We start from the raw sequence: 20,487 nt of genomic DNA, 5'->3' as shown, positions 1-20,487 counted from the left end.
GCAGAATTGCAGTCTTTAGCCAATGCTCGCTTTTCGATCTACTCGACGATAATTTCGTCGTTCATTAACTTAGCATGAAGGACTGAGAGATCTTGCTTGTCTAATAATAAATCAGTGATTCGATCTTCAAGCTGGTCTTGGATTACTCTTCGTAATGGTCTTGCTCCAAATAAGCTGTGATAGCCTAGCTCCACTAATTTTTCCTTCACATCAGTATCGATTTCAAATGTAATATTTTGTTCCTGCAGCATATTTTGTAATTCAATAAGCATTAAATCAACAATTTCTAATAAGTGTTCTTTTTCAAGTGCTTTGAATTCAACTATACTATCAAAGCGATTTAGAAATTCGGGCTTAAAGAAGTTGCCTAATGATTCTAATAGGTTGCTTTCTTGTGTTGCTGCACTATCGTCTTTCTCAAAGCCAACCGTTACTTTCTTATGGCCTACGCCAGCATTGCTTGTCATAATAATAACTGAATCTTTAAAGCTTACAGTACGTCCTTGACTGTCTGTTAACCGTCCGTCCTCGAGTATTTGTAAAAACATATGCTGTACATCTGGATGTGCTTTTTCAATTTCATCTAACAGGATAATACTATATGGGTTCCGGCGGATTTTCTCAGTTAATTGGCCTGCCTCATCATGCCCTACGTAGCCTGGCGGAGAACCAATTAGTTTTGATACTGAGTGTTTTTCCATAAATTCACTCATATCTAAGCGTATCATACTTTCTTTTGATCCGAATAATTCTTCAGCTAATGTTTTAGTTAATTCGGTTTTACCTACACCTGTAGGTCCAACAAAAAGAAACGATCCAATTGGACGATTTTTGGCTTTTAGACCCGCTCTACTACGACGAATAGCCTTTGCAACCTTTTGAACTGCATCTTCTTGCCCAATTACTTTCGTAGAGAGAGTAGTAATAAGATTTTTCATTTTTTTTTGTTCATCTAGTTGTAGCTTTCCAACGGGAATACCTGTTTTTTCTTCAATGATAGCTTGAATATCATTGACAGTTACAATTGGTTTTTCATCTTGGATGGTAGCGTTCAACTGTGTTTCTAGCTTAAGTTCTTCCTGTCGAAGTTTTGCAGCTAATTCATAATTTTCTTCTATAGCAGCTTGTTCTTTTTTCTTTGTAATTTCTACAAGGCGCTCTTCGATTGTTGAGGTATTGGTTTTATTATTCGTTTTAAGGTTAATTTTTGAACCTGCTTCATCTAATAGATCAATCGCTTTATCAGGTAGGAATCGATCTTGAATATAACGGTGAGACAAAGTCACGCAAGCCTCAATCGCTTCATTACTATAATTCACTTCGTGATATGTTTCATATTTTGATTGAATTCCCTTTAGTATGTCGATAGCTTGTGCCACTGTTGGTTCATTGACAATCACTGGTTGGAAACGACGCTCAAGGGCAGCATCTTTTTCAATTTGGCGATATTCTTTTAATGTAGTTGCACCAACTAATTGTAGTTCTCCCCGAGCTAGTGCTGGTTTTAAAATGTTACCGGCGTCCATGGATCCTTCTGCGGATCCTGCACCTACTAGTAAATGTATTTCATCTATGAATAGAATAATATTTTTTCGAGATTGAAGTTCTGAAATAAGTTGTTTCATGCGTTCTTCAAATTGACCACGTATACCGGTGTTGGCAACAAGTGACGCAACATCGAGCAAGTAAACTTCTTTATTTAATAATTTATTTGGTACTTGGCCTTCTGTAATTTTTAGGGCCAATCCTTCAACAATAGCAGTTTTACCAACACCAGGTTCACCAATTAACACTGGGTTATTTTTGTTTCGACGATTTAATATTTCGATTACACGGTTAACTTCCTTGTCACGGCCAATCACAGGATCTATTAATCCTGCCTTGGCAGCATGAGTTAAATTTCTTCCATATTGAACTAAAAATCCATTTGATTTAGACTGTTTGTTTGAATCTGGGGAATTTGATTGAGCATATCCTTTACTTTTATTAAAATTATTCCACAATTCATCTAAAGGAGAATTCCCAAATCCACTAAAGCCGCTTGGAATATTGAATTTGACTTTCTCCTTAGTATAACAATCATGGCATAAATTTAGCTGTTGCTGACGTTGATTCACTCTAAAATTCATTTGAATAGTTGCCGCGTTTTGATTGCAAATTTGACAAATCATCGAAAGTATCCTCCTTTAATAGTTTAAATTTAAGTTGATCAGCATTTTTTGACTTTGACTAACTTTGACCTTATGACTATATGATAATTGATAGGTCAAAAAAGGTCAAGGTTCGATTAGGATTTTTATTTAGTTTTTTGGTAAATAGCCAGACAAGGTTTCAGTATATTAGTCAAAAGAAGGAGTACAACGAATTAGAATGGACGGGAATAATTCAACTTAAATGAGGCTAAAAAAGACCAAATCCTCCGATTTGGCCTTTTGACATGTTGGATATGCAGTGTTCTCTTTTTAGCTTTTTAAAATTAGTTAAGTGATTCAATGATTGGGAATAGTTCCTGTAAATGTTTAATTTCGAAATCAGGATTAATATCTTGTATTCTTTCTTTACCATGTCTATTAATCCAAACTGATTTTATACCAACGCGTGAAGCACCTAAAATATCAGTAAGTAAATTATCTCCAACCATGATAGCTTCATTATTCTCGATATTCATTAATTTTAGTGCATGTTCAAACATAGCAGGATCTGGTTTCCCACGACCAACATCCCCAGAAATAATGATTTGCTCGAAATACGGGACTAGTTCTGGCGTTAATTTTAATTTTGTGTTCTGTAAATCAGGAGATCCATTAGTAAGAAGAAGAAGTTTGTATGTATCCTTTAAGGCATCTAGTATTTCAAAAGTTTCTTCGTATACAAAAGGATTTTGTTGACGCATAACTGGAAAAAGTTCCGCGAGGGTACTGCCGAATTCCTCATTATCTATTCCAAGTGCTTTTAGTCCATTCGTCCATGCATCTTTTCGATATAACGGAACAATTTTGCTCATTTTTTTAAAATTTTCCTCATCGTCTAAGAAGTTACCCCAAAGACCTTCGAAAGGATTAATCCCGATCATTTGTGTGAATGGATATGTTTCGTATGAGCTGTACAGTTCTCTAGCTGCACCACGAACAGCATCTTCAAGTTTCTCAGGATCAATATCATATTTTTCTTGAGCCTTTTTACATGTTGCTACAAAGGCTTCTTTAACACTCTTTTGATCCCAAAGAAGTGTATCATCTAGATCAAAGAAAATAGCTTTTAACATTGATTACTTCTCCTCTACATTACTTTTTTGTATGTTGCAAATATAACAAAATTTTTTTCTTATCACTACAATACAAATAAAAATAAATCTAGTAAATAGTTAATTCTAAATTTTACGTATAGTGCTAGCTTTTTATCAGGTTTAGGAAGTGATGTAAAATTCTAGCTGTTAATCCCCAAACAACTTTATCTTCATACCGGTAGAAGAGCTCATTCATTTCTCTAGGCCGCCAATTATAATTTTTTCCACCTGGAACAAGGTGAAAAGGAAAGTTTTCTTCAGGTTTTACATCAAAATGAATTTTATAAACTTCAGGCTCATTTTTGATGAGATATGAAATGGGAATTGTAAAAATAGACCCTACTTCTGCAGTATTTGGTGATAGCTCATTCAAATCCTTTTTAATCCAACCAAAATACGGATAGATTACCGTACCAAAGGGTGATAGGAGATAGTCTAAAGCCCCCATTAGTTGGAGTTCATTGCTTAGAATTCCAAGTTCTTCACATGTTTCCCTAATTGCTGCATCTTGGCTGCTTTCTCCATTTGAATCTAAACGCCCGCCTGGAAAACAAGTTTCTCCTGGTTGTCGCCTTAGTTCCTTAGATCTAATCTCAAACAATATATGATACTCAGCACCTACTTTGATTAGAGGTAAGAAAATTGAAAATTGATTTAACTGATTATTTTCGAAAATTGAGGGTTTTCGATGTTTTAATGAAGTGATACGTTCATATAGCTCCTTTTGATCCATCTACTCCAATCCTTTACTCAAAATGTCCAATAGTTAAATTTTTGATCATTGTTTAACTTATTTTAACATATTTTTATATTTTTAATGGAAAAGACAAACAATATTGTAACAATAGATTTCCAAAAGGACTGATATAAATGATAGGCAATACTCGTTTAGTGGTATTAATGAGTGTAACCATTAGTCTATTTATCGTTACTAGTTTTGGGGTAATTACTCATAACTTTATATTGATTGATACGTACGGTACAAGCTATATACAGAGCTTTAAAACCGATTGGCTGACAGAATTGCTTATCATTATTACACATATCGGGTCGTATAAGATTGAATATCCTATTTTTCTATTGCTTGCTATTTATTGGTTAATAAGGAAAGAAACTTTATTTCCACCAATTTTACTAATAAATTTAATCGGGGCTCAGGTTTTAAATCGATTTTTAAAAGAACAATTTGTTAGAGAAAGACCTGTTATTGAACATATAGTAGATGTTACTGGATATAGTTTTCCAAGTGGACATGCAATGATATCAACAGCTTATTATGGATTCATTGCTTATTTAATTTGCCGCACTCTTAACTATAATAAAACACTATGTTACTGCATTCAAATTTCAATAGGGACATTAATATTTTTAATTGGACTTAGTAGAATTTACCTGGGTGTTCATTATCCTAGTGATGTAATTGGTGGTTTTTTTATGGGATTTAGCTGGCTTATATTTACGGTGCTTATATTGCATAAATTTCAGTATTTACTAGAAACTAGAAATGGAGGTGCCTAATATGAGCGCTGAAAATAAGCAAAATAAGTTGAAGGTATTATTAGCTGAACTCAACGCTAATAATGAATATGCAAGTGAATTGCAGCAAGCTATTTCATTAATCCCTGCAAATAAAGTAAGGGAAACGTTAGTACAGGAATTAGAAATAAAACAAATTATTATTAATGCGTTAGAAAAAGAAATTAACGAAACAAAAGTAGGTGATATGGAATGAATAAAGCTGGCGGCTTACTATTTGCGTTGATTTTTCTTACAGGATGTAATGCGAGCAATCCAGATTATCAGGCGAATGTAGAGAATCAAGTACATGATATAACTGAAAAAGTAGAGTATGATCAAAGAAAATTTGTTGCATTAGAACAGAACAGTCAGCCACCGCTGGAAATAAGGGAAGAAACGATTAATATTGTTCAATCTTTGATTAATCAGGAAAAAGGTGTTAAAGATTCGAGAATACACACTGATAGCATGAATATTACGATATCAATTCTTGTCAACGAACAAATTACTAGCCACGCGGCTGTAAGCATTGGTGAAAGAGCTGCCCAACATTTATCCTCATTTGCAAATGGAGGAAGGCCTGTTGAAGCAGGTGAACTTGGAGATTTATATAAACATTATAACCTATCCATTTTGGTTGGTAAAAATAATTCAGAACCCATTATATCGGGGGTTAAAACGTCTGTAGACCCATCAATTAGTTGGAAAATGTAAGAGAGGTATACTAATTAACCTCTCTTATTGTTTTGAGCAAGTTGTTGTTCCGCCATTCTAATCATTTCTTTAACCATATTTCCGCCAATTTTCCCACCAATTTTCCCAGCTTCGTTTGCTCTAATGTTGCCATTATAGCCTTTATTAAGCTGAATACCTAACTCATCGGCTACTTCATATTTGAGGTCTTGCCCCCCCTGAAAGCCTTGTTTTTGCATGACTTGATCTTTTAGATTATTTACTTGTTGTCGAGCTCCCGGTACAAGAAGTTTTCTATTTCTACCCATTTTTCATCCCTCCATAATAATATTTTTCCCAAAATCAGCATTATAAAAATTACTCAATTTGGTAATTGGACCAATTATCTACTAATGAACTGTAAGCTATGATAATGTTAAAATTTTCACAAATAAATATGATGGAGAATTGATATGAAGATCATAAAAACACTAGTAACTATTATGTTTTTAATATCATTGATTCCTAATAACATAATAGCAAATACTAATTATACGATAATTGTTAATGAACAACATGTTTCTTTTCAAGAACCGCTCTTTATTGATAATGGACGACTTTATGTGCCAGTCCGTTTTATTGGTGAGCAACTAGGAGCGGCTGTTGAATGGAATGATGTTAATCGAACTGTAAAGATACAGACTCCTGTTAACGATACAGTCACTTTCTTTATTAATAGCAGGAAAGTAAAAGTGAACAATTCGATGTATAATTTAGATGTAGCACCAATGATACGTTATGATCGTGCGTATTTGCCAGTTCGTCATGTATCAGAATTTATGCATATGGAAGTAAAATGGATAGATGAACATAATAAAATTAAACTGACTTCTGTTCCCTTGTATGAGGTTCAACAAGGTGATAGCCTTGCTGCTATTAGCAAATCCTTTAATACAACGGTAGGCTTATTGAAGGAACGGAATAACCTAGAAAACGGTATTATCAATCCTGGAACAAAATTAAAGGTTATAATACCTCAGGCGATGCAAAGTAATAAGGAGCTAGAACTTCTTGCTAAGCTAATTCAAGCGGAAGCTGAAGGGGAATCATTTAAGGCACAGGTTGCAATTGGTAATGTGATTTTAAATCGTGTTGCAGACCCTCGATTTCCAAATACTATTGAGGAAGTTATCTTACAAGCCGGACAATTTACACCTGTAACAACAGGAAGAATTCATGAAGTTACTCCTTCAAATAGTGCAATTGATGCTGCAACAAAAGCAGTGCAAGGTGATATGCCAGTCGGAGATTCGCTATACTTTTTCAATCCTGGTAAAACTACAAACGCTTTCTTGGCAAATCGTGAAGTTGTTATAGATATTGGAAGTCATCGTTTCACTAAGTAACATTGTAAACTATATCCATTCTTGGCAGAAGGTAATTACAGATCCTCTTACTACTCCATACAATTGTGGGCATATTAAAGTATGTAAACGAAAAACAATTATATGGAGGGAAAAATAATATGAAAAAAACATTGCTTTTCGTTTCATCTTCTTTAATGTCATTAGGGCTTCTAACCGGTTGTGGTGCTGCCGATAATAATAATAATGATCCTATGGGTGTTCGTAACGATAACAATGGTTTTAACACAGAAAACGTACGTTACTATAACAATGATAATCGCGTAGGTCCAACGAACACGAATACAAGAAATAATGGTGTAGGTAATATGGAAGATAATAACGGTCTATTTGACGGAAATGGCAACAACAATGATGGGTTATTTGACGTCAATAACAATAATGGTAACGATGGATTATTTGATGTTAATGACAACAATGGTAATGATGGATTATTTGATGTCGATACCAATAGAAATGGCGGCAATGGAAACGGTGTGGGCGGAACAACTAGAACAGGAACAACACGTTAATAAAAAGAAGCTGGGGACCGATTCCTCAGCTTTTTATATATTTTCTCTTAAATAATTCAAGGCGACAGCGCCAAGTGTTTTTGCTGCATGCAACATAGCACGTTCGTCAATATCGAATTTAGGATGGTGGTGTGGATAAGCAGTACTCCAATCGGGATTCATAGCCCCTGTAAAGAAAAAAGAACCTTTAACATGTTGTAAATAATATGCAAAATCTTCTCCCCCCATCATTGGAGGAATTTCGTATACTCTTTTTATAGTTGGAATTGTTTTTGCCACATTCGCCAAAAACAAAGTTTCTTGTTCATGATTAATAACTGCAGGAAAGCCCCTCTCATATGAATACGTATAAGAAACATCTGCACTGAGACAAGTGCCTTTAGTTATTACGTCAATTTCTTCCTCTATTTTCTTTCGAACACCTTCATCAAAGGCTCTTACGGTACCAAGCAGTTCAGCAGAGTCTGCTATGACATTATAAGCATTCTTAGCTTCGAAAGCAGCAACGGATACTACAGCGGGTTCTAAAGGATCAATTCTTCGACTGACTATTTGTTGTAAATTCATGACTAGCTGTGAACCGACAACTATAGAGTCTTTGCAAAGATGAGGTTGTGCTCCATGACCACCTTGCCCCTGAATTTTAATTTTAAATTTATCTGTAGCAGCCATAAAGGCGCCACTTCGATATGTAATATCTCCTAAAGGAATGGTTGCCCAGAGATGGGTTCCGAAGATAGCGTCTACTCCTGAAAGGCATCCATCTTGAATCATCTCAATCGCTCCGCCAGGTGCTACCTCCTCTGCATGTTGGTGGATGAAAACAATACTTCCAGAAATTTCGTCTTTCATACTATTTAAGACTTTTGCAAGGACTAGCAATGTAGCAGTATGTCCGTCATGACCACATGCATGCATAACACCATCAATTTTGGATTTATAAGGTGTTTCGTTTTCTTCTTGGATAGGAAGAGCATCAAAATCAGCACGAAGTGCAACAGTTGGGCCAGGCAACTTTCCTTTCAGGGTGGCGACTACGCCGCGCCCGCCTACATTAGTTCGAACATCATGACCTAATTTTGCATGGTATGCTGCAATATATTTGGGTGTCTTTACTTCTTCAAATGAGAGCTCTGGATACTGATGGAGATAACGGCGGATATCAACCATCTCATTATATAAGTTTTCTAATCTTTCAAATAAAAGTTTCAATAGTATAGCCCCCTTCATAAAATACATGTTATAAAATTATATCTAAAAAAAACAATTCATATTACGATTAGTTTATTAGTTATTTCTAATCGTAAGAAAGGTTAGAAAAATAAGCAAGTATAAAAGCTCCAGAGGGTTTATCAATTAATAGATCAGTTAAGATTAATAATCAAAAAAAGTATTTTTATGATTACAAATTTTAAGAATTTTTGTCGAAGAAAACAAAAAAATGTATAATGAAGTAAGAAAGGTAACGAAAGGATGTGATCAATTGAAAAGAATCAATGAATTTAGTATTAATCAATTAGAAAAGGAAGACAGGGATAATCATAAAAGCAGATATCGTTTAAAAAAGAGCAATAGAATAAAACGAGCTATCATGGCGGCGGTATTACTTATGATTATTATTGGGGGAAGTGCAGCAGGGACGGCTTACTATAGCACCAATAAAGATATATCAAATGATAGTAATACCATTAACGAAAATATACAAAAGGGAATTCCAATATCAGAAAATGAATCTATTGAAACTATACATACAGAAGAGTCAGCTAGTCCCGAGATTGCCGTTACAGCATCCGAAGTAGCAGAGGATAACTCGATCCAAACACAAGCCGACATGGCTGATACATTGCGTAATAATGATGAAAAAGAGATTGAACATAAAGTAAAATCGGGTGATTCTTTATATAAGTTATCAATTAAATACTATAATTCCTCACAATTTCAACAGTTTTTAGCATTGTATAATGGATTACATAATAGTAATGACTTACAAATTGGTGAAACAATAATGGTGCCTTATCCTCCTCCAACGGAATGGCACCAAGAAGAAGAGACAAGCGTCATCGTTAATGCAAAATCTATGAAGATTCATGAGGTTGCGCCCGGTGATACATTATATAAAATTTCCCTACAATACTATCGTTCGTCTGAGTATCAGGACCTGTTAGCTAAAATAAACGGTGTAAAAGACCCCATAGCGTTAAAAGTAGGAGATAAAATCAAAATTCCGGAAATACATTAACTTTTAAGTGTGATTCCGATTAGTTTAGACAGTGGTTTAATAATAGCTAAAGAATTATAATAAAATAAGATTAATATAAAGGCATAGTTAGAGAACATAATTAAAGGGGTTAAAAGAATGAAGTTCACTGTAGTTAAGTTAGAGCATGAAAGTGGACAAACTATAAATATCGTTGATGTTCCAATTTTTATGATCGATAATACTAACAACTATGACATTAGCATTTACCTAGAAATGTTAATAAGCGAGATTAATAAATTGCGTGTCCCAAATGAAACATATTCTTTGCTTAAATACTTGGAAAATAGTACTGTAGGCTCGACATTGCTTAATGCTTTTAAAAACTAAACCCATAACCAAAGGTACTACTAGAGCCTGCCTTGCATGCTTATTTCTTCTACTATAATTTTAATAGACAAATACTTCTTGTCCAAAATTCATTTTATTTTATGTTACAATAATTTAAGATGTGGAATCTAATAGGGAATGGATGATGAAAGTGGAACATTTAATTAATCAAAAAGTGAATGATATACAAATTTCGGGTATTCGAAAGTTTTTTAATTTGGTTGCAGAATATGAAAATGTTATTTCACTAACCATTGGCCAACCTGATTTTCCTACTCCCGATTATGTTAAGATTGCTGGTAAGAACGCTATTGATGATGATTATACAACTTATACACATAATGCCGGTATACCTCAGTTACGTAAAGCGGCAGCTAATTTTGTTAAAACTAAATATGAGTTAAACTATAATCCGGAAAACGAGATTATTGCAACAGTTGGGGCTAGTCAGGCTATTGACATAGCGTTTAGAACGATACTTGAAGAAGGCTCTGAGGTTATATTACCAGGTCCCGTTTATCCTGGATACGAACCGCTTATTAAATTATGCGGTGCAGTTCCCATTCATGTTGATACAAGAAATACAGGCTTTAAGCTGACTGCAAGTGGGATTAAGAAACATTTAACGGAGAAAACTCGTTGCGTGGTGTTGCCTTATCCTTCCAATCCAACTGGGGTGACGTTAGATGAAAACGACTTGCAAGAAATAGTTGATTTATTAAAAGACAAGGAGATTTTCGTACTATCTGACGAAATATACAGTGAACTTGTTTTTAACGGAAAACATCGGTCAATTGCATCATTTCCACAACTTCGAGACAAAACAATTGTGATAAATGGCTTATCAAAATCGCATTCAATGACTGGATGGCGCATTGGTTTTGTGTTTGCACCAGCTGCTATAACTAAACATATGTTAAAAGTTCATCAATATAATGTTTCTTGTACTTCAAGTATATCTCAATATGCAGCATTAGAGGCGTTAACAAGTGGGATTAATGGTGCCGATCCGATGAAACACGAGTATATGAAAAGAATGAATTACGCTTATAAACGCCTAAAGTTTTTAGGATTTAATATAGCAGAACCTAATGGCTCTTTTTATATGTTTCCTTCCATTGAAAATTATAATATGACATCATTTGATTTTTCGATGAAATTAGTAAAGGAAGCAGGGGTTGCAGTCGTCCCAGGAGATGCATTTTCAACTTATGGCGAAGGATATGTTCGAATCTCATATGCTTATTCGATGGACACTTTGGAAGAAGCTTTTAATCGAATTGAAACATTTGTAAAGAAATACAAATAGCATTAATAAACTGTAAAAAACATCCCAATAGGGATGTTTTTTTTGGTAAGATGGAAAATTGAGATTTAACAGTAAGTGAGTAAACTTAGGCACATCTTTTTTGGTTGTCGATCACTTATTTAACTTTAGTAAACAACGAAGTTAACTGTTTAAACAGTGGACTAACTTGTTGAAAGGTAGTTGACACCTTTCCGACGGTTGTCAACATTTTATCAAGATCCAATTGACCGTTTTTATCCTGAAAGTATGACATCAAAGAATATGCGGGCGGACGGATTGGTGTTGTTTGTTGCTGATTAGTAATACTGGCTTGATAATTAAAGTGTGTTGGTGGGATATAGTATGAATGTTGGTGGTATGGGTTTATTCCGGATAAATTATTGAAATTATGGTGATTTAAAGGTTTCACGCTATTAATAGGTAAGTAATTATAACTATGTGGATAATTGGTGTGATAATAAGAATTATGCCCATTATACCTATTGTAATGATGAAGATATGGAAAGTGATTAATGTTGTTATTTGAATGCCAATTAATATATCCGGGCTTCTTATACATAAATGCATGAACCTCCTTTACTTATACTCTATGTAATTAGACTATGATTAGGTGGTAGTCTTAGTGTCACTAATAGCAACATGTCAACTTTTCTTTTTATTCATAATTGACAAAACTTTCAGAAAACTATATAATATTATCATTCATCTAAAAATTTGGGAGGGATTTAATGAAAAGAAATAAAGGTATATTAGCTCATGAGCATGGATTAAAAGGTATTTCACTTTTATATCATGAATATTGGGATATTGATTTATTAAAAAGTGTTAGAAGCGAACTTGAAAAATCAGTTCATTTTATGCAGGAACATTTAAGTAAGAACAAATGTAAGTGTGGTGATAATGCGGAGGACATCGATTTTTACCAAGAACTACTAGATGAAGTTAATCGTGCGATCCTTGAAAAGGATTGGTTTGTAGTACCTTGGGTACAAAAAAAGTTAGAGGAGTATATTGAAATACGTAATGGTAAACATAATTGCATATCCAAATTAATTTTATCTTCTCATCAATGGCTATTAGATGATGTCATTTCATCTTGATTAGCTTGTATTCAATCTTTGAAACATAGTTTATTATATTTAAAGAGATTTTTATTTATTAATGATAATTGTTACAAACTTTCTGTGGCTTGCACAGTTTTATATTCTGTGCATGTCATTTTAAGTGAACTCCTTGCACCCCTTTTATTTATTTCAACTTCCAAATCAGGTTCCAGGCCCCCGCGAATGATACAATTCATCTTGTTCTTTTTCAAAAACTATATATTTAGAGATTTGCATTCAGAGCAATGTAGCTTACATTCTAAATATACATCGCAAAGCGCTAATTTGGACAAATTACATATTTAGATAAGTTTGTTATAGATTAATGAAAGTGAAGATGATTGACAATTAAATATGAGAGGGTAAACTAGAAAAGAATAAATTAATTATTAGGGGAGAACTAATGGTTAAAAATACAACTTCGAGGCGCACAAAAAAAATTGCTGGTCTCTCGTCAGTCCAATTGATAGTACTATTTTATGCTAGTGCTGTGTTAATATCTACTTTATTACTTTGCTTACCAATTGCACATAAGCCTGGAGTTGAGCTTAGTATTATCGACGGTTTCTTTACAGCTGTTAGTGCTATTAGTGTAACGGGTCTAACCGTTGTCTCTACCGCTGACACTTTTAGTATCCCAGGAGTCTTTATCTTAATGTTTATATTTCAATTGGGTGGAATAGGCATTATGACGCTTGGAACGTTTATTTGGTTAATTATAGGGAAACGAATTGGTTTTAAAGAACGGCAACTCATAAGAATTGACCATAACCAATCCACGTTTTCAGGATTGGTTAACTTAATGAAACAAATACTATGGTTAATTATTTTTATCGAATCTATTGGTGCAGTTATATTAGGAACGTATTTCTTAAAATATTATACTACCTGGCAGGAAGCTTTTTTACATGGTCTATTTACTTCAGTTAGTGCTACGACTAATGCGGGTTTCGATTTAACCGGACAATCATTTATTCCATATGCACATGATTATTTTGTACAATTTATCACGATGGTTCTTATCGTTTCTGGAGCTATTGGCTTTCCTGTTTTAATTGAAATTAAGGAATACATAACCCATAAAGGGGATTATCCATATAATTTTTCATTATTCACAAAAGTGACGACAACAACCTTCACTATTTTGGTGATTCTTGGTACCCTTTTTATTCTTTTATTAGAATGGAATCATTTTTTTTCAGGCATGACATGGCATGAGAAATTCTTTTATTCTTTTTTTCAATCAGTTACAACTAGAAGTGGTGGTTTAGCAACCATGAATGTGAATGAGTTTTCAGATCCTACCTTATTATTGATGGCAATTTTTATGTTTATAGGTGCTTCGCCCTCGAGTGTAGGTGGAGGAATTCGAACTACTACATTTGCAATAATGTGTTTAAGTATCTATTTTTATGCAAAAGGTAAAAACTCAATCAAAATATTTCATCGAGAAATTGATCCTCAAGATGTAACAAGAGCATTTATAGTTATTACAACTGCTATCATAATTTGCGGTGTGGCCGTAATTATTTTGGCAGCTATAGAGCCCGTTCCAATTTTAGCACTAATCTTTGAGGTATCCTCAGCATTTGGTACTACAGGGCTTTCGATGGGGATTACGTCTGAATTAAGTACAATAGGAAAATTGGTATTATCAGCACTTATGTTTATTGGAAGAATCGGCATTTTCTCATTTCTGTTTTTAATTCGTGGCCATGAAAAACCTGAAAAATATCATTACCCAAAAGAAAAAATTATTATTGGATAAATCAATAACTAAACAAAAGGCAAAAGGATTAGTTTACCTTTTGCCTTTATTAACTTCTGACAAGTTTCTTATCGTTTTGGATCGCTTTGTCCTCAATTTTTTTTTCGATTTTTTCTAGTGCTTCTTTATCTTGTAACAAGCTCTCCTTGTTCGCTTCAACTAATTCCTTGAAATTAAATTTTTTCGCTTTAATTGTTTCCACCCTCCCTCCACTATATTTACTACTAATGATATCTCAACGCTAAGTATAATACAATTTAAAATTTTCAGATAAATGGACTCGATTGTGACAACTTTGTTAATTTAATAAATGTCCAATAAATTATAAGAAAGCCATTTGGAATATTTTGGGCGCGAGTTATGATCTAAATAATTTCTATAAGTAATGAATTATTATATTTAAAAGTTTATAATAAAGGTAGAAGAAAGTTAGCTATTGTCTTGGTGGTTATTTTAAGTCAAATATAAAGTATTTATGGGTAGACAAATAGCGATAAGGTGGTTGGTCTAATGCCTATTTTAAAGAAAGAAGTATATGATTACCAGGAAGAATGCAATAACAAGAAAAAATTAAAAGTAGGAAAGCTTGTCAAGCAGGCTCTCAAAGATTATCTAAAGGAATATAAAGGTCATGGTGCTCGGCCTCTGTTTCCCCGTAGAGAAGGCTGGCAAACTGATAATAAAAGGACATTAAGTTAGTCCAAAGAAATAATATCAAAATACAATGGTAACCACTAAAGGATACCATTTATTTTTTTGTTCGCTAATTGCTTTTATTTAATATTAAGAAAATATTCATGATGGATTAAATTACCTAAATAAAATATTTGCAAAGGGTGTTGACTAAAGAATCATTCGGGTTTAAAATTATCAGAAAATATTAATAAATCAAATAAAAAAAGGGAAGGATGAAGGAGCATGCTTAAGGCAGTCGAGATTAAACCTGAGGAGAAAACACAAACGCAAACTAAAACACAAAGTGAGAATGAATCAGTTATTCAATATATTTGTGACCTTTATAATGATCGAAGCTAAAAGGTTCTATTTAGACAATAATTGTGTGGGCTCAGCTAATCATAATATGATTTTATAGAGCAGCATGCTTCAATAACAGAAACTTTCTATTAATCAGCTATTATTACAGATGTAACAAAATGTTTTAATTTTTTTGGCAAAAATGTGAAAGTTATCACGTGTGTATAGTTATAACCGCTAAATCGTCATAAAATAATGTTAGAAATAAATATGGTTTAACAAACGAAAGGTGGCGCATTATTGTTATGGCGGGCACAGCAGTACTTTACCGTAATGAACAGGATGTATTAGTACTTGAGGATGTAGAAAAAGAACAATATGAAGAAATAAAGAAACAATGTAATTGTAAAGAATGTAACTGCGTCGTAAACAACAAAAAGGTCAACCTTGGAAAAGTAAATATTATTGGCTTTAAAGAAGATCAAATTGATTGGGACTATGGTTATTAAAATATTTACGTCAAAAAAGAGCTGGACATAAGTCTAGCTCTTTTCTTTTTCGCTATTACATTGATAGAATACGAGGGAATAGAATATTATTTTCCAAGTGTACATGGGTAAACATATCTGTTTCAAGTGCTTCTAATCGTTGGTATGTTAGTGTGTAGGTCATACAAGCACCAGGAGGTAATGTGAAATCATTTGTAAGCTCTCTAATCTGTTTTAGCAAGTCTCCTGCTTGGTCATGCTCTGATTCAAGCTCGATTATGGCTTTCTTTAAGGATTCTAGTTTATCAGAAGAAGGATTTTCATCATAATCTTTAATCAAAGGGAATACACTTTGTTCTTCTTTAATTAAATGTTCTATTAATTCTTTTTTTAGGTCGTGATATTTATTATAGACCTCAGCTAAATGTGGATGATTCATACCATGAACACGGTATACTTTTGTAACAAATTGACCTAACTGCGGTAACTCTTCATTTAAAAAAGCATGGTGCGTGTGAATAACATGATCAATGATTTTGAGATTAGACGCATCTGACCAATTAACTTCATTTCCATTTTGAGTTTGAGCTTTTGAATATGAGTCGTTTAACTGGTCTACAATTTCTTGTTCGTTTAACTCTTTCTCTTTAATTACTTCCTTTAATGGCTGATTGCCACCACAACAGAAATCTATTCGATACTTTTTAAAGAGATCAGCTGCTTGTGGAAATGCTGTTACAATATCCCCTACATTCATTTCACTATTTATCTTTAATAACATTGTCAATGTATTTACCTCCTGTTATTTGAAGTAATTTAAATATAAACCATCTAGACTAACTTGTCGGTGATTCAAATCACAGGGCAATGAATAGTTGTTATTTACTTATGGAAAAAGAAAAAAAGTAAATTACCTTGCGTGAGAAGTTAAAAATATTCTAATTGGCAGTTTTTGAAAAAAAGACAATAAATTGTCATATTTTAACGTTTAATTGCTTGTGTAGCCATGTACAATTAAAAATAATATATACTTGAAATTTTATATCAACTGCAGCCAATGAAATCGGAATCAACAGTAGTTTTTGTAACAACAAGATTAAACTAAAACAATAGTGTAAACGTTTTCAATACGCCGTTCTAGTAATTAGAGTATGAAAAGAAATTACTTTTTTGTGCTCTTATTATATACCTAATAGTTCATAAAAGGTGTCCAGTTACTATAGTAACTATTTGACACTGACTACTGAGAGGAGTGTGTTTTGTCCATGCATATCGTTGTTTGTGTTAAACAAGTACCAGACACAAAAATTATCAAGGTCAATCCAAAGACTAACACTTTAGATCGACGTGGTGTCCCTGCCATATTAAACCCGTTTGATGCACAAGCTGTTGAGACAGCTGTGCGGATTAAGAACCAGGTCGGAGGAAAAATATCCGTTCTTTCAATGGGGCCACCTCAAGCTGTTCAGGTAATTAAGAAGAGTATAGAAATTGGTGCAGATAAAGGTTTTTTAATAACTGATCGTAGGTTTGCTGGTGCAGATACTTTAGCAACTAGCTATGCACTATTTAAAGCTTTAGAGAAAATCTCTGATGAGGAAACAGTTGATTTAATCATCTGTGGACTGCATGCAATTGATGGAGACACAGGACAAGTAGGACCTGGAATAGCAAGACGTCTAGATATCCCACCTGTAACAAAAGTTATTAAGATCGAAGAAATTAATGCATGCGAAAGAACTATTAAAGTACACAGGAAGATTGAAGATGGCTATGAAGTTATTAAAGCTAAGCTTCCATGTTTACTAACAGTTGAAAAGGAAATAAATGAAATTTCCTATTCACCTCTTCCAAATATGATCAAAGCGGCTAGATATAATCCTGTAATCTGGACTGTTGATGATTTTGCTGATGTTGATATTTCGCAGTTAGGTCTCAAGGGATCACCGACTGTTGTAGGCAAAATGTGGGCACCACAACCACCAGAAAGTGCGAAGTTGTTGGAAGGAAGTTCGTCTAAGCAAGTTAGCGAAATGGTTACTGTTTTACTAACTGAAAAGCTCGAACTATTCGAACAGAAATAGGGGGATAAACATGATTGAAGAGTATAAAGGTGTCTGGGTATTTATCGAAGAAAGAGAGGGTGAAATTGTTGGGGTTTCACTTGAGCTTTTAGGTGCGGGACGAGAACTTGCAGATAAACTTGGCGTACCACTCGCGGGAGTACTTTTAGGTAATAATATAAAATGTTTGCCACAGGTTTGTTTTGAATATGGTGCAGATGAAGTATATATAATTGATGACCCAATACTAGAAAATTATCGAACTGAATCTTTTATGAAAGGATTTAGTTACCTATGCAATAAATATAAACCTGAAATTATACTTTATGGAGCTACAGCAAATGGTAAGGATTTGGCAAGTGCGATTGCAACGGATGTTAGCACAGGTTTAACCGCTGATACAACAATGCTTGATATAGATCTGGAAAAACGATTACTTGAGGCAAGCCGCCCTGCGTTTGGTGGAAATATTATGGCAACTATTTTATGTAAAAAGCATCGCCCACAAATGGCAACGGTAAGACCAAAGGTAATGAAAGCTTTAACTCCAGAGCAGGGTCGTACAGGTCGGACGATCGAAGAAAAACTAGACTTACAAGAAAGTAGTTTAAGAACAAAGGTGCTGGAAATTGTAATAAATACTACAAGGAAGGCTAGTTTAGCAGATGCCCACATTATAGTAGCTGGAGGGAAAGGAATGGGAGATGAAAAAAACTTTCAATTACTTTATAAATTGGCAGATGTTCTTGGGGCTAGTGTAGGGGGGACTCGGGATGTAGTTGAGGCTGGATGGCTGGACCATCATCTTCAAATTGGTCAAACAGGAGAAACGGTTATGCCAAAGATATACTTTGCGTTTGGGATTTCAGGTGCGATTCAGCATGTAGTTGGAATGAAAAACTCAGAATTAGTTATTGCAGTAAATAAAGATCCAAATGCCGCTATATTCAATGCGTCACATTATGGAATAGTAGGAGACGCAATGGAAATAATTCCTCTATTCATTAATGAATTTAAAGCAGCCTTAGAAATGTCCGGAGGTGTAGTAGAGCATGTCTGAGAAATTTGATGTTGTTATTGTAGGTGCAGGACCAGCGGGAGCAGCTTGTGCATACACAAGTGCAAAAGCAGGTTTAAAGGTCTTATTAATTGAACGCGGGGAATATCCAGGTTCAAAAAACGTAATGGGCGGTATTTTATATAGAAAGCAATTGGAGGACATTATTCCAGAGTTTTGGAAAGAGGCACCGCTTGAAAGACCAATTGTCGAGCAGCGGGCATGGATGTTGGACGAAAAGTCATGTGTTAGTACTAGTGTTAAAAATGTTGAATGGGGGGTGGCTCCGTATAATTGTTTTTCTGTGCTACGAGCTAAGTTTGACCAATGGTTTGCTGAAAAAGCGGTAGAAGCAGGGGCATTGCTAATTAATGAAACTTTAGTAAAAGAGTGTATTGTCGAAAACCGAAAGGTTATTGGTGTTCGTACAGACCGACCGGACGGAGATGTTTATGCTGATATTGTTGTTTTAGCTGACGGCGTAAATTCATTACTTGCTAAACAGCTTGGATTTCATAAAGAACTACGTCCAGATGAAGTTGCACTTTGCGTAATGGAGGTATTAAATCTCCCTGAGAAAGTAATCGATGATCGTTTTAATGTAGAGGAAGGTCATGGCGTAGCGATAGAGATTTTTGGAGATGCAACAAAAGGAAATTTGGGAACATCATTTATATATACCAATAAAGAAAGTATTAACATTGGTGTAGGAGTAACATTATCAAGTATGAAGAAAGAAAAGATTCGCCCATATGAATTATTGGAATATGTTAAAAATCATCCAATGGTAAAACCACTCATTAAGGATGCAGAATCTGCTGAATATTTGGCACACCTTATTCCTGAAGGAGGGTACCATTCCATTCCAAAATTATATGGGGATGGAGTACTTGTCGTAGGGGATGCAGCACAATTTGTAAACGGAATACATCGCGAAGGTTCTAACATGGCGATGACATCTGGAAAAATGGCAGCTGACACAATTATTGAAGCTAAGCAGAAAAATGATGTGTCAGAACGGGCACTCTCAAAATATAAAGTAAAAGTTATGGAGAGCTTTATTGGACAAGACCTTGAAAAATATAAGGATGCTACTCATACGTTTGAGACAAACCCTCAATATTTCAAGGAGTATATTCCATTAATTAATAAAGCGGCTAGCAGTTTCCTATCAGTTGATGGTATACCAAAACGCGACAAGCAAAAAGAAAGTATAAAAATGATGATCGGTAATAAAGGAACACTAGGTGTAGTGAAGGATGTATATCGGGCATGGAAGGTGATGAAATAATGGCTAAAATGGCGACTACACTTGAAGAGAAACAATATTTAGTTCGCTATAAGGCGGACAAAAAATCGCATTTAACTATTTTGGACCATGACACCTGTGCGACAAAATGTCCTGATAAAATTTGTACGCTCTTTTGTCCTGGTGAAGTATATAAGTGGGAAGAATTGGGACGTATGTTTGTCGGATATGAAGGTTGTCATGAATGTGGGAGCTGCCGTATAGGATGTCCGAACGACAATATTAAATGGGAATATCCAAAAGGTGGTCTAGGTATTGTATTTAGATTAGCTTAACATGTTGGCAACTGCTTTTGTAGGATTAGTAATTATGAAAAATCGCCTTTTAGGAGCTTTTTTACAATCGTGTGAATCGTATACTTAAAGATTGTAAAAGTTCACAGAGTGTAATTTACTCTGCGTATGATAGTGCATACA

At 34.3% G+C, this 20,487-nt stretch carries 24 protein-coding genes; 16 read left to right on the top strand and 8 right to left on the bottom strand.

Annotation, left to right across the window (positions count from 1 at the left end; genetic code table 11):
• Positions 1-38 precede the first annotated feature (38 nt).
• The 3 genes from C1724_RS12750 to C1724_RS12740 form a co-directional block, all read right to left on the bottom strand.
• Positions 39-2,171, bottom strand: a complete 2,133-nt coding sequence (locus C1724_RS12750) for an ATP-dependent Clp protease ATP-binding subunit (protein ID WP_102347149.1) — start codon at positions 2,169-2,171, stop codon at positions 39-41.
• A 305-nt stretch (positions 2,172-2,476) separates the two neighbouring features.
• Positions 2,477-3,265, bottom strand: a complete 789-nt coding sequence (locus tag C1724_RS12745; protein WP_102347148.1) for an HAD family hydrolase — start codon at positions 3,263-3,265, stop codon at positions 2,477-2,479.
• 124 nt (positions 3,266-3,389) lie between these two features.
• Positions 3,390-4,019, bottom strand: a complete 630-nt coding sequence (locus C1724_RS12740; RefSeq protein ID WP_102347147.1) for an NUDIX hydrolase — start codon at positions 4,017-4,019, stop codon at positions 3,390-3,392.
• Between the two features lie 137 nt (positions 4,020-4,156).
• Here C1724_RS12740 and C1724_RS12735 point away from each other — a divergent pair, with 137 nt between their 5' ends.
• The 3 genes from C1724_RS12735 to C1724_RS12725 are packed head-to-tail and all read left to right on the top strand — an operon-like array spanning position 4,157 to position 5,518.
• Positions 4,157-4,804: a phosphatase PAP2 family protein gene (locus C1724_RS12735; protein ID WP_102347146.1), complete on the top strand. Its 648-nt coding sequence runs from the start codon at positions 4,157-4,159 to the stop codon at positions 4,802-4,804.
• A gap of 1 nt (position 4,805) precedes the next feature.
• Positions 4,806-5,018 (top strand): hypothetical protein, encoded by a 213-nt coding sequence (locus C1724_RS12730; protein WP_102347145.1) that lies wholly within the window; start codon positions 4,806-4,808, stop codon positions 5,016-5,018.
• Complete coding sequence (locus C1724_RS12725) at positions 5,015-5,518, top strand: hypothetical protein (RefSeq protein WP_102347144.1); 504 nt, start codon at positions 5,015-5,017, stop codon at positions 5,516-5,518. The genes C1724_RS12730 and C1724_RS12725 overlap by 4 nt, the downstream gene beginning before the upstream one ends.
• A 14-nt stretch (positions 5,519-5,532) precedes the next feature.
• Here the strand turns inward: C1724_RS12725 and C1724_RS12720 are convergent, their stop codons facing one another.
• A complete protein-coding gene (locus tag C1724_RS12720; protein ID WP_102347143.1) occupies positions 5,533-5,805 on the bottom strand; it encodes an alpha/beta-type small acid-soluble spore protein in 273 nt (90 codons plus the stop codon).
• A 144-nt stretch (positions 5,806-5,949) separates the two neighbouring features.
• On the opposite strand from C1724_RS12720, the gene C1724_RS12715 reads away from it, so the two are divergent.
• Together C1724_RS12715 and C1724_RS12710 are read left to right on the top strand one after the other, a co-directional pair.
• Positions 5,950-6,882, top strand: coding sequence for a stalk domain-containing protein (locus C1724_RS12715; protein ID WP_102347142.1), 933 nt, complete (start codon positions 5,950-5,952; stop codon positions 6,880-6,882).
• A 119-nt stretch (positions 6,883-7,001) separates the two neighbouring features.
• On the top strand, positions 7,002-7,412 hold the full coding sequence (locus C1724_RS12710) for a hypothetical protein (protein WP_102347141.1): 411 nt from the start codon (positions 7,002-7,004) through the stop codon (positions 7,410-7,412).
• A 33-nt stretch (positions 7,413-7,445) separates the two neighbouring features.
• Here C1724_RS12710 and C1724_RS12705 read toward each other — a convergent pair whose 3' ends face one another.
• Entirely contained in the window at positions 7,446-8,624 is a 1,179-nt protein-coding gene (locus C1724_RS12705; protein WP_102347140.1) for a M20 family metallopeptidase, read from the bottom strand.
• A gap of 229 nt (positions 8,625-8,853) precedes the next feature.
• On the opposite strand from C1724_RS12705, the gene C1724_RS12700 reads away from it, so the two are divergent.
• The 3 genes from C1724_RS12700 to C1724_RS12690 all read left to right on the top strand — a co-directional run bounded on the left by C1724_RS12700 (position 8,854) and on the right by C1724_RS12690 (position 11,308).
• Complete coding sequence (locus C1724_RS12700; RefSeq protein ID WP_102347139.1) at positions 8,854-9,651, top strand: LysM peptidoglycan-binding domain-containing protein; 798 nt, start codon at positions 8,854-8,856, stop codon at positions 9,649-9,651.
• A gap of 117 nt (positions 9,652-9,768) precedes the next feature.
• Positions 9,769-9,999 carry a DUF2535 family protein gene (locus C1724_RS12695; protein ID WP_102347138.1) on the top strand — a complete coding sequence of 77 codons (231 nt, stop codon included), beginning with the start codon at positions 9,769-9,771 and terminating at the stop codon, positions 9,997-9,999.
• 151 nt (positions 10,000-10,150) lie between these two features.
• Positions 10,151-11,308, top strand: coding sequence for an aminotransferase A (locus C1724_RS12690; protein ID WP_102347920.1), 1,158 nt, complete (start codon positions 10,151-10,153; stop codon positions 11,306-11,308).
• A gap of 115 nt (positions 11,309-11,423) precedes the next feature.
• Here the strand turns inward: C1724_RS12690 and C1724_RS12685 are convergent, their stop codons facing one another.
• A complete protein-coding gene (locus C1724_RS12685; protein ID WP_102347137.1) occupies positions 11,424-11,867 on the bottom strand; it encodes a YppG family protein in 444 nt (147 codons plus the stop codon).
• A 169-nt stretch (positions 11,868-12,036) separates the two neighbouring features.
• Between C1724_RS12685 and C1724_RS12680 the strand changes: the two genes are divergently transcribed.
• Positions 12,037-12,408 (top strand): hypothetical protein, encoded by a 372-nt coding sequence (locus C1724_RS12680; protein WP_102347136.1) that lies wholly within the window; start codon positions 12,037-12,039, stop codon positions 12,406-12,408.
• A gap of 406 nt (positions 12,409-12,814) precedes the next feature.
• Entirely contained in the window at positions 12,815-14,179 is a 1,365-nt protein-coding gene (locus tag C1724_RS12675; protein WP_102347135.1) for a TrkH family potassium uptake protein, read from the top strand.
• 49 nt (positions 14,180-14,228) lie between these two features.
• On the opposite strand, the gene C1724_RS12670 is transcribed toward C1724_RS12675, so the two are convergent.
• Entirely contained in the window at positions 14,229-14,381 is a 153-nt protein-coding gene (locus tag C1724_RS12670) for an FbpB family small basic protein (protein WP_308410499.1), read from the bottom strand.
• 308 nt (positions 14,382-14,689) lie between these two features.
• Between C1724_RS12670 and C1724_RS12665 the strand changes: the two genes are divergently transcribed.
• Entirely contained in the window at positions 14,690-14,878 is a 189-nt protein-coding gene (locus tag C1724_RS12665) for a hypothetical protein (RefSeq protein WP_102347134.1), read from the top strand.
• 581 nt (positions 14,879-15,459) lie between these two features.
• Positions 15,460-15,663, top strand: a complete 204-nt coding sequence (locus C1724_RS12660) for a hypothetical protein (protein WP_102347133.1) — start codon at positions 15,460-15,462, stop codon at positions 15,661-15,663.
• A gap of 55 nt (positions 15,664-15,718) precedes the next feature.
• Here the strand turns inward: C1724_RS12660 and ric are convergent, their stop codons facing one another.
• Entirely contained in the window at positions 15,719-16,423 is a 705-nt protein-coding gene (gene ric, locus C1724_RS12655; protein WP_102347918.1) for an iron-sulfur cluster repair di-iron protein, read from the bottom strand.
• A 484-nt stretch (positions 16,424-16,907) separates the two neighbouring features.
• Between ric and C1724_RS12650 the strand changes: the two genes are divergently transcribed.
• From C1724_RS12650 to C1724_RS12635, 4 genes are read left to right on the top strand one after another with little or no spacing between them, the layout of a single operon-like run.
• The gene (locus C1724_RS12650; protein ID WP_102347132.1) at positions 16,908-17,726 is read left to right on the top strand and encodes an electron transfer flavoprotein subunit beta/FixA family protein; all 819 of its coding nucleotides are present in this window, start codon (positions 16,908-16,910) and stop codon (positions 17,724-17,726) included.
• A 10-nt stretch (positions 17,727-17,736) separates the two neighbouring features.
• A complete protein-coding gene (locus C1724_RS12645) occupies positions 17,737-18,765 on the top strand; it encodes an electron transfer flavoprotein subunit alpha/FixB family protein (RefSeq protein ID WP_102347131.1) in 1,029 nt (342 codons plus the stop codon).
• Positions 18,758-20,053: an FAD-dependent oxidoreductase gene (locus C1724_RS12640; RefSeq protein ID WP_102347130.1), complete on the top strand. Its 1,296-nt coding sequence runs from the start codon at positions 18,758-18,760 to the stop codon at positions 20,051-20,053. Before C1724_RS12645 ends, C1724_RS12640 begins: the two co-directional genes overlap by 8 nt.
• Positions 20,035-20,346, top strand: a complete 312-nt coding sequence (locus C1724_RS12635) for a ferredoxin family protein (protein WP_180994255.1) — start codon at positions 20,035-20,037, stop codon at positions 20,344-20,346. Before C1724_RS12640 ends, C1724_RS12635 begins: the two co-directional genes overlap by 19 nt.
• Positions 20,347-20,487: the final 141 nt, after the last annotated feature.

It is taken from the genome of Bacillus sp. Marseille-P3661, from assembly GCF_900240995.1.
In the GTDB taxonomy this organism is placed as follows: Bacteria; Bacillota; Bacilli; order Bacillales; family Bacillaceae_J; genus OESV01.
This window is presented reverse-complemented; position numbering and strand designations above follow the sequence as displayed.